This window comes from Rhodococcus sp. NPDC056960 (assembly GCF_042674125.1).
GTDB lineage: Bacteria > Actinomycetota > Actinomycetes > Mycobacteriales > Mycobacteriaceae > Rhodococcus_F.
Genome location: NZ_JBHURF010000016.1, coordinates 114,418 through 126,547, shown reverse-complemented (window position 1 = coordinate 126,547; position 12,130 = coordinate 114,418). Strand labels below are relative to the sequence as shown.

The 12,130-nt window shown below is 69.3% G+C and carries 10 protein-coding genes; 3 read left to right on the top strand and 7 right to left on the bottom strand.

The genetic code is table 11. The features are described 5' to 3' along the window. Window positions 1-2: 2 nt before the first annotated feature. Window positions 3-527, bottom strand: a complete 525-nt coding sequence (locus ACFTWF_RS25485) for a TetR/AcrR family transcriptional regulator (protein WP_378463937.1) — start codon at window positions 525-527, stop codon at window positions 3-5. 129 nt (window positions 528-656) lie between these two features. Here ACFTWF_RS25485 and ACFTWF_RS25480 point away from each other — a divergent pair, with 129 nt between their 5' ends. Continuing rightward, complete coding sequence (locus tag ACFTWF_RS25480; RefSeq protein WP_378463936.1) at window positions 657-2,222, top strand: MFS transporter; 1,566 nt, start codon at window positions 657-659, stop codon at window positions 2,220-2,222. On the opposite strand, the gene treZ is transcribed toward ACFTWF_RS25480, so the two are convergent. Beyond that, window positions 2,189-3,922, bottom strand: coding sequence for a malto-oligosyltrehalose trehalohydrolase (gene treZ, locus ACFTWF_RS25475; protein ID WP_378463935.1), 1,734 nt, complete (start codon window positions 3,920-3,922; stop codon window positions 2,189-2,191). The two genes, ACFTWF_RS25480 and treZ, sit on opposite strands and share 34 nt — an antisense overlap. A gap of 40 nt (window positions 3,923-3,962) precedes the next feature. Then, window positions 3,963-4,112: a hypothetical protein gene (locus tag ACFTWF_RS25470; RefSeq protein WP_378463934.1), complete on the bottom strand. Its 150-nt coding sequence runs from the start codon at window positions 4,110-4,112 to the stop codon at window positions 3,963-3,965. A gap of 109 nt (window positions 4,113-4,221) precedes the next feature. On the opposite strand from ACFTWF_RS25470, the gene ACFTWF_RS25465 reads away from it, so the two are divergent. Beyond that, window positions 4,222-4,410 carry a DUF1918 domain-containing protein gene (locus ACFTWF_RS25465; RefSeq protein ID WP_005247576.1) on the top strand — a complete coding sequence of 63 codons (189 nt, stop codon included), beginning with the start codon at window positions 4,222-4,224 and terminating at the stop codon, window positions 4,408-4,410. 91 nt (window positions 4,411-4,501) lie between these two features. Further along, on the top strand, window positions 4,502-5,128 hold the full coding sequence (locus tag ACFTWF_RS25460) for a TetR/AcrR family transcriptional regulator (protein ID WP_378463933.1): 627 nt from the start codon (window positions 4,502-4,504) through the stop codon (window positions 5,126-5,128). Window positions 5,129-5,146: 18 nt separating this feature from the next. Here ACFTWF_RS25460 and ACFTWF_RS25455 read toward each other — a convergent pair whose 3' ends face one another. From ACFTWF_RS25455 to ACFTWF_RS25440, 4 genes are read right to left on the bottom strand one after another with little or no spacing between them, the layout of a single operon-like run. Beyond that, window positions 5,147-6,088 carry an NADP-dependent oxidoreductase gene (locus ACFTWF_RS25455; protein ID WP_378463932.1) on the bottom strand — a complete coding sequence of 314 codons (942 nt, stop codon included), beginning with the start codon at window positions 6,086-6,088 and terminating at the stop codon, window positions 5,147-5,149. Window positions 6,089-6,142: 54 nt separating this feature from the next. Then, entirely contained in the window at window positions 6,143-8,500 is a 2,358-nt protein-coding gene (treY, locus tag ACFTWF_RS25450) for a malto-oligosyltrehalose synthase (RefSeq protein ID WP_378463931.1), read from the bottom strand. Window positions 8,501-8,514: 14 nt separating this feature from the next. Then, on the bottom strand, window positions 8,515-10,776 hold the full coding sequence (glgX, locus tag ACFTWF_RS25445; protein ID WP_378463930.1) for a glycogen debranching protein GlgX: 2,262 nt from the start codon (window positions 10,774-10,776) through the stop codon (window positions 8,515-8,517). A 54-nt stretch (window positions 10,777-10,830) separates the two neighbouring features. Further along, window positions 10,831-12,123 (bottom strand): adenosylmethionine--8-amino-7-oxononanoate transaminase, encoded by a 1,293-nt coding sequence (locus ACFTWF_RS25440; RefSeq protein ID WP_378463929.1) that lies wholly within the window; start codon window positions 12,121-12,123, stop codon window positions 10,831-10,833. Window positions 12,124-12,130: the final 7 nt, after the last annotated feature.

Genomic DNA, 12,130 nt, shown 5'->3' with positions numbered 1-12,130 from the left:
CGCTATTTCTGCAGCAGCCGCGCGACGACCTTCTTGTACAGCTCGGGCTCGGGCATCGGAAGCCTGAGCAGCGCCGCCAGGTAGATGCCGTCGCCGACGAGGCGCACGATCTCGGCCTGCACGGGGTCGTCGATCTCGCCCTGCAGACCCTCGTCCCAACTGCGCATGACGTCGGTGACGGCCTTCTGGATCTCGTCGTGCTGACCGTCGACGCTCCGTAGGGCGGCGATGGTCGAACGGTAGAGGGCGAGTTCCTCGGTGGTGTTCGCGTCGGGAACCTGCAGATACCACTCGGACATCGAAGTGCCCCCGGACACGGCGTCGGCGAGTTGGGCGTCGGCCCGCTCGCCGAGCCGGCGCACCATGGCGGCGAGGAGCGCTTCCTTGCTGGGGAAGTGATAAAGCAGTCCGCCCTTGGACACCCCGGCCTCGGCGGCGACGGCCTCGAGGGTCACCTGGGCTATCCCCACGTCGAGCAACAGCTTCTCGAGGGCGTCGAGTATTCGATCGCGCGTACCGGCAGCCATGGAGAGGGACTGTACCCCGGAAATAACTTTACCGTCCGGACGGTTCACGGTATGGTAACGAAACTGTACCGGCCGGACGGTTCAGGTACAGTGTCCGCTCTCGAATCGGAAAGTTGCAGGAAGATAAACATGTCTGTCTCCACAGATCGCGGGATCAACGGCGCCCACGGCGCTCCAGATCAGTCGTCCGCGTCGCGCCGAGACTGGCTCGGACTCGTCGTCCTGGCATTCGCCGTCCTCCTGATCGCCGTCGACGGCACGGTGCTCGACCTCGCACTCCCGTTCATCAGCGCCGACCTCGAACCCAGCAGCACGCAGTTGCTCTGGATCATCGACGTCTACTCGTTCGTCCTCGCGGGCCTGCTCATCACGATGGGCACGCTCGGAGACCGGATCGGACGGCGCCGGCTGCTGCTCATCGGCGCCGCCGGATTCGGTATCGCGTCGCTGATCGCGGCCTGGGCGCCCACGCCCGAGATGCTGATCGCCGCGCGTGTGCTGCAGGGAATCTCGGGCGCGACGCTGATGCCCGCGACGCTCGGCCTGATCCGCACCATCTTCGTCGACCCGCGCCAGCGGACCCTCGCCATCGGCGTGTGGGGTGCGATGGCCGGCGGCGGCACCGCGGCGGGCCCGCTGATCGGCGGCTGGCTGCTCGAGCACTTCTGGTGGGGCTCGGTCTTCCTGGTCAACCTCCCCGTGATGCTGGTCCTGATCGGCGTCGGGCCGCTGGTGATTCCCGAGTCGAAGGATCCCGCCCCGGGACGCTTCGACCTGATCAGCGCGGCGCTGTCGATGACGACGATGCTGCCGCTCGTGTACGCGGTGAAGGAGACCGTCGTGCACGGGGTCGACCCCGTCCTGCTCGCCGTCGGGCTGGTCGGTCTCGCTTCGGGTGTGGTGTTCGTGCGCAGGCAGAAGGCGATGAAGGACCCGATGATCGACATCGGCCTGTTCGCCAAGCCGGCTTTCTCGACCGCAGTCCTCACCAATCTGCTGTCGATCTTCGCGCTGGCCGGTGTGCTGTTCTTCGGATCGCAGTACCTGCAGTTGGTGCTGGGCAACAGCGCGTTCGAATCGGGTGTGCTGATGCTGCCCGGCATGCTGATGAGTGCGATCACGGCACTCGCGGCGGCCTGGCTGGTGCGGCGGTGGGCCACCTCGCACGTGCTCGGCGGCGGACTCGCCGTCGCCGGTGTGGGTGCAGCGCTCATGCTCACGCTCGGCGTGGACGGTGCCCCGACCATGTTCGTCGTGGGCTTCGGTCTCGCCGGCACCGGTGTCGGTATCGCGCTGACCCTGACGTCCGACCTCGTGGTCAGCGCCGTCGAACCCGAACGGGCAGGCGCGGCCTCGGCGGTGTCCGAGACGGCGTACGAACTCGGCATCGCGCTCGGCGTCGCGGTACTGGGCAGCGTCGTCATGGCGATCTTCCGATCCGGACTCGACACGTCGATGCTGGCCCCGGGTCAGGTCGAGGCTGCGCAGGGCACCCTCGGCGCCGCGGTCGCGGAGGCTCAGCACCTCCCCGACACGGCGCGGACGGTGTTCCTCGAGTCCGCGCAGGCGTCGTTCGTCGACGGCATGCACGTCGCCGCCGGCGCGACCGCCGTGATCATGTTCGCGACCGCGCTCCTCGTCCTGCGGATGCTGCGCGACCGTCAGGGCGAGCTGTCGAGCACCACGAACGAGTGACCCGGTAGCACCGTCGCCGACGCGGTCTCGTCCTGCGTCGGCGGCTCCCACCAGAGCAGAGGGGAGCCGCCGACCGGGACGGTCACCGGTTCGGCGCTCAGGTTGCAGGCGATCCGGAGTGCGCCGCGGTGGATCACGATCCACTGCGACGCCTCGTCGTAGTCGACGGACAGGTTCGCGAGCCACGGATCCGTCAGCTCCGCGCGGTCCCGTCGCAGGCGCAGCAACGAGCGGTAGCAGTGCAGCAGCCGGGCGTGCGGCTCCCGGGCCGCTTCGTCCCAGTCGAGCTTCGACCGCTCGAACGTCTCCGGGTCCTGCGGATCGGGGACGTCGTCCGTGCTCCAGCCGTGCTCCGCGAACTCGGCCTTGCGTCCCTCCGCCGTGGCCTTCGCGAGTTCCGGCTCCGGATGCGACGTGAAGAACTGGAACGGGGTGCTTGCCCCCCACTCCTCGCCCATGAACAGCATCGGCGTGAACGGTGAGCAGAAAACCAGCGCGGCCTTCACCGCGAGCTGCCCCGGATCGAGATACGCGCCGGGGCGGTCTCCGATCGCACGGTTCCCGATCTGATCGTGGGTGCACGTGTACGTGACCAGCGAACTGGCGGGTGTTCGCCTCGTGTCCAGCGGCCTGCCGTGGGTGCGACCGCGGAACGTCGAGAACGTCCCGGCGTGGAACCAGCCCTGGCGCAGCGTGTCGGCGAGGCAGGCCATCGAACCGAAATCGCCGTAATAGCCCTGCCTCTCGCCCGAGACGGCGGCGTGGATCGCGTGGTGCACGTCGTCGTCCCACTGCGCGTCGAGGCCGAAGCCGCCCGCGGACCGCGACGTGATCAGGCGGGGATCATTGAGGTCGCTCTCGGCGATCAGCGTCAGCGGCCGCCTCAGATGCGCCGACAGCCGGCGGGTCTCGACCGCCAGATCCTCGAGCAGGTGGGTGGCGGTGTGGTCGACGAGCGCGTGCACGGCGTCCAGGCGGAGCGCGTCGATGTGGAACTCGCGAAACCACCGCAACGCGTTGTCGATGATGAAGCGGCGCACCTCGCCGCTGCCGGGGCCGTCGAGGTTGATGCTCCGGCCCCAGGTGTTCGCGCCCTGAGCCAGGTAGGGCCCGTACCGGTCGAGGTAGTTCCCGGACGGACCGAGATGGTTGTACACCGCGTCGAGGACCACGCCGAGACCGCGGGCGTGACACGCGTCGACCAGCGTCTGCAGACCGTCCGGCCCGCCGTACCCCTCGTGCACCGTGTACCAGAGGACGCCGTCGTACCCCCAGTTGTGCGTCCCGTTGAAACCGTTGACGGGCATCAGTTCCACGAAGTCGATGCCGAGGTCGACGAGATGGTCGAGTCTGTCGACCGCGGCGGCGAACGTCCCCTCGGGCGTGAACGTGCCCACGTGCAGTTCGTAGACGACGGACCCGGCGAGTTGCCGCCCGGTCCAGTGCGAGTCGGTCCAGGCGCTCTCGTCGACGGTGTGGAGTTGGGAGCGGCTGTGCACGCCGTCGGGCTGGCGCGGGGACCGCGGGTCGGGCAGCGCGGTGTCACTGTCGTCGAGAAGGAATCCGTACCGCGAATTCGGCGACGCCGGGGCGTCCACTCGCCACCACCCGTCCGACGACCGGGTCATGTCGTGGTGTTCACCGTCGACCTCGACGCGAACGGAAGTCGGAATCGGGGCCCATACCTCGAATGTGTGCACCCGATCAGCATGCCCGTACCCGGCGGTCCGCGCAGGACAGTCAGCTGTCGGACGCGCCGGTGTCGTCGGCCTCCTCGATGATCTCGGCGCCGAGAACGGACAACCGGTGCTCCTCGGCGTCCTGCACGGTGCCGAAGTCGTGCTCTTCGAGCACGTTGCGGTCCTTGTCGAGGTATCGGTACGTGACCATGTTCCCACCCTGGCACACCCGCGCGGAGACGGCGGCGAGTCGGCCCTTTCGCGTCGACTCCGGAAGTAGCAAGCTGAGAGTACGGACTCGAACGTCGCGAGGAGCAGTCATGCACGTAGCAGTGGGAGACCGGTTACACGTTCAGGGCCGGGTGGTCGGAGTGCACGAGACCACCGCCGAGGTCGTGGAGGTCCACGGAGAGAACGGCGAACCGCCCTATCTCGTCCGGTACGACGACGGCCACGAGGCGCTCGTGTTTCCCGGATCCGATGCCTGGGTGGAACACCCGAAGTCGTAGGTATCGGGCGTTTCGCCCGGTCGATGCGCGGCGGATCGCCGTGTCGTATCGATTGCACGGCTGATGCATCGAATGCATCTAACGTGAGACCGTGCCCGAGATCGCCAAGAGGACCTACAGTTCGCCGCTGCGTGCGGAATCGGCGCGCCGGACCCGTCTCCTCGTCCGCGATGCCGCGGCCCGGCTGTTCACCGACCGCGGATTCGTCAGCACCACGGTGCGGAACGTGGCCGAGGCCGCCGGGGTGTCGACCCGCACGGTGTTCACCGCATTCCCCGGCGGCAAGGCGGAACTGTTCCACGAGGCACTGCACGCGGCGATCGACGGCGACTCCGGCGCGCCGCCCCCGCGCGCACCCCGGGACGGCGACCCGGTCGAACGGATCCTCGATCAGATGGTCGGGTACAGCACCGGGATCCTCGAGCGGGCCGGAACGCTGATGGTGACGTCGATCGAATCCTCGGGGGCGGACCCGGACATGCGGAAGTTCGCCGAGGAGGGAGCGCAGGCGTCCGCCGAGAACGCGATGACCCTCGCCGAGGGACTCGCTGCCCACGAACTCCTGCGTCCCGAGATCTCCGTCCAGCGGGCCGCGGACGTCCTGTTCACCGTCGTGTCCCCACAGGTGCATTCGATGCTGCGCCGGCAGTGCGGGTGGGACGTCGACGAATACCGGAACTGGGTGAAAGCGACGATCAGGGCGAGCCTGCTCCACTGACCGAAGGTTGGGTCGCGGCTACGGCAGCAGTATGAATTTCCCCGCGGCGTGCGGCTTCCGGAGATCGGTGTGCGCCGTCGCCGCGTCGGACAGCGCATACGTGCGTGCGACGCGCACCCGGATGTCCCCGGCGCCCGCGAGATCGACCAGAGCGGTGCGAGCCCGCTTCCTGGGCTCCATGCCGTCCGGCCCCATCGCACCGACGATCCGGAACCCGAACTGGGCATGACGACGTCCGGGGACCGTCGTCACCAACCGTGAACGGTCCCGCACCAGGTCCACGGACACGTCGATCGCCTCGTCGCCACCGGCGGTGTCGATGACGACGTCCACCCCGTCCGGTGCCAGCACGCGGATCCGGTCGCCGAGCCCGTCGCCGTACGACACCGGGGTGGCACCCAGCGACCGGACGTAGTCGTGGTTCTCCGGACGCGCCGTGCCGATGACCGTCGCGCCGCGCATCCGCGCCAACTGCACCACCATCGACCCCACGCCGCCCGCCGCCGCGTGCACGAGCAGCAGGTCGCCGCTGCCGACGTTGCCCGTGTCGAGAGTGTCGACCGCGGTCGCCCCGACCGCGAGGAGCCCGGCAGCCTCGTTCCACGGCAACGACGCCGGTTTCGGGACGACCGAATCACCGGACACGACAAGCCGATCCGCGTACGCCTCGGACAGCGGGTAGGCGATCACCTCGTCTCCCACCGAGAGGGGCCCCATCGGCCCGGTCGCGCCGTCGCCCACCTGGGCGACGACTCCCGCGGCCTCACTTCCGAGGCCCAGAGGGAGGGCGGCGGGGTCGGCGCCGAAAGATCCGCTGTAGAGCTTGTAGTCGAACGGGTTGACGCCGATGGCGCGAACCTCGAGCACCACCTCGCCGGGAGCGGGACCGGCCGTCTCCGCATCCACGACCGCGAGGACCTCCGGCCCTCCGTATGCCCGGGCAATCACTCGTCGCGACATACAAGAGCCAGTACCCCTGTGAGTACTTCTTAACCGCCCGCGGTTAAGAAGTACTCACAGGGCCAGGAGGGCAACGGGGTAGCGGGAGAACAGTGCGGCGACGTCGACGGGGCCGCCGGGATACGCATGGGAGGTGAGCAGGTCGGTCCAGGTGCCGGCGGGGAGGGTGACGGTGGTGTCGCCCCAGCCGCGTTGCTCCACGCCGACGCTGTGACGAGTGGCCAGCGCCACGACGTCCGGAGCCGCGTCCGCGCGTCCGCGCAGGAACCCGACCAGATGCTCCGCCGCCGCCCCCGACGCGAAGATCGGCGCGTAGGTCCCGCCGGCGAAACTGTCCGGACGGTCCCGCCGCAGGCGCAGCGCCGTCCGGACGACGTGCATCTTCGCCGCGCCCATCGCGTCGACCGGCGGAGTGCCGAGTCCGGCGAGCAGATCCCGCCGCACGTCGTAGTCGACGGGACGCCGATTGTCCGGGTCGACGAGGGAGTCCTCCCACAGCTCGGTGCCCTGGTACACGTCCGGGATTCCCGGTCCGCACAGCTGGAGAAGCTTCTGCCCGAGCGCGTCCGACCAGGCGTGCGGCGCCAGCTGGGTGCACAGCGAACCGAGCGCCTTCCCGACGGTTCCGTCGAGCACGGTGTCGAGCCAGCGGTGGAGGTCGCGTTCGAAATCGTCGTTCACGTCGTTCCACGACGTCCGGGTTCCGGCTTCGCGGACGGCCTTCTCCGCGTACGCGTGGACGCGGTCGCGGAAGTCGGGCACGTCGGCGGCGGCCCGGCCGTCGACCGGCCACACCCCGAACAGGTTCTGCCACAGGAACAGTCCGGTGGCGGGATCCGGGCTGGGGGCGATCCGCTCCCACTGGTCGACGCATTCGGCCCACAGGTCCGGGACCTGGGACAGGATGCCGATCCGGGCGCGGACGTCCTCCCCGCGTTTGGTGTCGTGCGTCGACAGGGTCGTCATCGCCCTCGGCCACCGGGAGGCCCGCTCGGCGGCCGCGAGGTGGAATTCGGCGGGGGAGACCCCGACGTTCGCCGGATTGCCGCCCACTTCCTGCAGCGACACCAGCCGGGCGGTGCGGTAGAACAGGCAGTCCTCCACGGATTTCGCCATCACGGCGCCGCACACCTGCTGGAAGCGGGTGGCGGCCTCGCCGCCGGCGATCAGGGCGGCACCGAGGGCGGACAGTGCGTCGGACCGTTGCGGTTCGCGCCGCGCGACGTCACCGATCACGCGGGCCGCGAGCCCGGCGAGTGGGCTGTAGTCGGACCGGTACACGGGCATGGCCGCGACGACGTCGACGACAGCGTCGCGGACGTCCTCGCTGTCGCAGTCGGTGCCGGTCTCCGCGCGGATCGCCCGGACGAGACGCCGGACCTCCGGCGCGAGGATGGTGCCGGCGACGTCCTTCTTGACGGCGGTTTCGTGAGCATGGATCCAGGCCGCGTCGCCCCGGTCGCCGGTGCGGGACGCCGACAGCGCGGTGAGCGCGGGTGCTCCCGACGGATCGACGAAGACGCCGCCGAGCTCGGCCAGCGCGTCGTAGCCGGTGGTGCCCTCGATCGGCAGGTGGTCGTCGAGGGGTTCGGAGTGACCCAGGATCTTTTCGACGACGAGCCAGCGGTCCGCACCGATCACGTTCCGCAGCCGGTCGAGATACTGCGCCGGATCGGACAATCCGTCGGGATGGTCGATGCGCACTCCGTCGATCAACCCGTCCGCCACCCAGCTCCGCAGCTCGCGGTGCGAGGCCTCGAACACGCGGGGATCTTCCTGCCGGATACCGGCGAGTTCGCTGACCGCGAAGAACCGGCGGTATCCGATCAACCCGGAGTCCCACGGGACCAGGCGGTACGACTGCGCGTCGTGCACCGAGACCGGTTCGGCGGCGTCGGTGCCGGGGGCGATCGGAAACCGGTGCTCGTAGAACGCGAGCAGCGGCTCGGGACCCGAGCGGTCGACGGTCAGCGCCGCGAGATCGGCGTCCGATCCGACGACGGGCAGCGCGAGCCGGCCGTCGGCCCCGTTGTCCGCACTCCAGTCGATGTCGAAGAAGTCTGCGTACTCGGAGCGGCGACCGTGGGTGAGAACGTCCCACCACCAGGCGTTCTCACGCGGCTGTGCCACGCCCACATGATTGGGGACGAGGTCGACGACGATCCCCATGCCGCATTCTCGCACCGCCCGTGACAGCGCGACGAGCGCCTCCCGGCCGCCGAGGGCGGGGGACACGCGGGTGACGTCGGTGACGTCGTAGCCGTGGGTCGATCCGGTGGTGGCCGTCAGGATCGGCGACAGGTAGACGTGCGAGATCCCCAGGTCGTCCAGATACTCGGCGATCGCGGCGGCATCCGCCAGGGTGAAGCAGTCACCGCGCAGCTGGACCCGGTACGTTGCCGTGATCGACATTCCTTCTCCCCGGCTCACGCGGTCCGGCGCAGCACGACCAGCGACCGGGCCTCGACCTGCAGTGGATCGCCGGCCTTGATCACCGCCTCCTTCGCCCCGGTCGGGACGGCGGTGTCGAGCACGACCGCCCACTCGTCGGCGTAATCGGAGTTGGGTGTGGAGAATTCGATCTCCTCGTCGTGGGCGTTGAAACACAGCAGGAACGAGTCGCCGACCACCCGCTCGCCCCGGTGGTTGGGTTCCGGGATGCCCTCGCCGTTCAGGAAGACCGCCAGCGACTTCCCGAAACCGCTGTCCCAGTCCTCGGGGGTCATCTCCTCGCCGCCCGGGGTGAGCCAGGCGATGTCGCGGGTCTGGTCACCGCTGCGGATGGGGGTGCCCTCGAAGAACCGGCGGCGACGGAACACCGGGTTCTTCATCCGCAGTGCGATCACCCGTTTGGTGAATTCGACCAGATCGGCGTTGGAGTCGGCCAGCGACCAGTCCATCCACGACAGTTCCGAGTCCTGGCAGTAGACGTTGTTGTTGCCCTGCTGGGTGCGGCCCATCTCGTCGCCGTGCGCCAGCATCGGCGTCCCCTGGCTGAGCAGCAGGGTGGCCAGGATGTTGCGGCTCTGCCGCCCGCGCAGATCGAGGATGTCCGGATCGTCCGTCGGCCCCTCGACGCCGCAGTTCCAGGACCGGTTGTGGCTCTCGCCGTCGTTGTTGTCCTCGCCGTTGGCCTCGTTGTGCTTCTCGTTGTACGACACCAGGTCGTGCAGGGTGAAGCCGTCGTGGGCGATGACGAAGTTGATGCTCGCGCCGGGGCGGCGGCCGGTCGCCTCGTAGAGGTCGGACGAGCCGGTGAGCCGGGACGCGAATTCGCCGAGCGTCGCCGGTTCGCCCCGCCAGTAGTCGCGGACCGTGTCGCGGTACTTGCCGTTCCACTCCGTCCACAGGCCGGGGAAGTTGCCCACCTGGTAACCGCCCTCGCCGATGTCCCACGGTTCGGCGATGAGCTTGACCTGGCTGACGATCGGGTCCTGTTGGACGAGGTCGAAGAACGCGGACAGCCGGTCGACGTCGTGCAGTTCGCGGGCGAGCGTGGACGCGAGGTCGAAACGGAATCCGTCGACGTGCATCTCGGTGACCCAGTACCGCAGCGAATCCATGATCAGCTGGAGGGTGTGCGGGTGCCGGGCGTTGAGGCTGTTCCCGGTGCCCGTGTAGTCCATGTAGTGCTCGGCGTCGCCGTCGACCAACCGGTAGTAGGCGGCGTTGTCGATGCCGCGGAACGAGATGGTCGGGCCGAGATGGTTGCCCTCGGCGGTGTGGTTGTAGACCACGTCGAGGATCACCTCGATGCCCGCCTCGTGGAACGACCGGACCATCGCCTTGAACTCCGACACCGCGGCGCCCGGCTTCTCCGCCGACGAATACCCGGTGTGCGGGGCGAGGAAGCCGAACGTGTTGTAACCCCAGTAGTTCCGCAGCCCCTTGTCGAGGAGGGTCTGGTCGTGCATGAACTGGTGCACGGGCATCAGTTCGATCGCGGTGACCCCGAGGTCGACGAGGTGATCGATGATCACCGGATGCGCCAGACCCGCGTACGTGCCGCGGAGCTCCTCCGGCACCCCGGGATGCGTCGCCGTCATGCCCTTGACGTGGGCCTCGTAGATCACGGTGTCGTGGTACGGGTGTTTCGGCGCGCGGTCCGCGGCCCAGTCGAAGAACGGGTTGATCACGACCGTCGTCATCGTGTGACCGAGCGAGTCGTGTCCCGGCAGCCCCGGCACCGAGATCTCCTCGGGTTCCACGGGTTCCTCGGCGAGCTCCTCCGCGTCCTCCGCCTCGATGTCGTCGGTGTCGACGGTCAGGGCGGTCTCCTCCGGTTCCTCGGGGGCGGGATCGGCGGGCGCCTCGATGTCGTAGGAGAACAGGGAGCGGTCTCCGTCGAAGTCTCCGTCGAACGCCTTGCCGTAGGGGTCGAGGAGAAGCTTGCTCGGGTCGCAGCGGTGCCCGGCGGCGGGGTCCCACGGGCCGTGGATCCGGTACCCGTACCGCTGCCCGGGCACGACGGTCGGCAGGTACGCGTGCCACACGTAGCCGTCGACCTCGTCGAGCCGCACCCGCGTCTCGGTGCCGTCCTTCGCGATCAGGCACAGATCGACCGCCTCGGCGACCTCGGAGAACAACGAGAAGTTCGTCCCGGCCCCGTCGTAGGTGGCGCCCAGCGGGTAGGCGCTGCCGGGCCACACGGGAATGTGAGTGGTGCCGGTCGACTCGCTCGCTTCCATATCGAGAACACTAGCCCGCGTTCGCGTCGCTCTCAGCCCGACGAGAGCGGGCTCTCAGTCCCGGCCGGAGCTCCGTGCGGCAGCAAGCATTCCCGCTGTGATCTTCCGCACGTCCTCGCCGGTGCACACGTACGGCGGCATCGCATAGATCAGGTTCCGGAACGGCCGCAACCAGACGCCGGCCGCCACCGCGGCGTCGGTGGCGGCCCGCATGTCGACGGAGTCGGCGAGTTCGATCACACCGATCGCGCCGAGCACCCGGACCTCCCGGACGCCGGGGAGTTCCCGCGCCGGTGCGAGACCCGATTCGAGTTCGCGGCGCACATCCGCGACCTCGCCTCGCCAGTCGCGCGACAGCAGGAGTTCGATCGACGCCACCGCGACCGCGCAGGCGAGCGGGTTGGCCATGAACGTGGGGCCGTGCATCAGACCGCCCGCCTCGCCGGCGCTGATGGTCTCCGCCACGTCGGTGGAGCAGAGCGTCGCCGCGAGCGTCATGTATCCGCCGGTGAGGGCCTTGCCGACGCACATGATGTCGGGGCCGACGCCGGCGTGGTCCGCGGCGAACAACTCGCCGGTGCGGCCGAAACCGGTCGCGATCTCGTCGAACACCAGCAGGAGTTCGTGCTCGTCGCAGATCCGCCGCAGTTCCGACAGGTACCGGGGGTCGTGGAACCGCATGCCGCCGGCGCCCTGCACCACCGGCTCCACGATGACCGCCGCCAGTTCGCCGGCATGCGCCGCCACCAGGCGCTCGAACTCCGCGACGTACTGCGGGTCGAAGTCGCGCGGCGGCGGTCCCGCGAAGACCTGCCGGGCCAGGACGTCCGTCCACAGCGAGTGCATGCCGCCGTCCGGGTCGCAGACGCTCATCGGTGCGAATGTGTCGCCGTGGTAGCCGCCGCGCCAGGTGAGCAGCCGATGGCGCTCCGGCCTCCCGCGACTGCGCCAGTACTGCAGGCACATCTTCACGGCGACCTCGACGGACACCGAACCGGAATCGGCGAGGAACACCGTGTCCAGGCCGTCCGGGGTGATCTCCACGAGCAGCTGGGCCAGCCGCGCAGCCGGTTCGTGGGTGAGCCCGCCGAACATCACGTGACTCATCCGCCCGAGCTGCGCGGTCGCCGCCGCGTCGAGGACGGGATGCCGGTAGCCGTGGACGGCTGCCCACCACGAGCTCATGCCGTCGACGAGTTCGCGACCGTCGGCGAGGGTCAGGCGCGTCCCGGACGCCTCGGTCACCACGAGCGGGGTGGTCGAGGCCGGGAACGCGCCGTACGGATGCCAGAGCAGCGAGGCGTCGAGGGACGTGATGTCGTCGGCGGAGAGGCTCGGGGAGGTCACGGTCTCG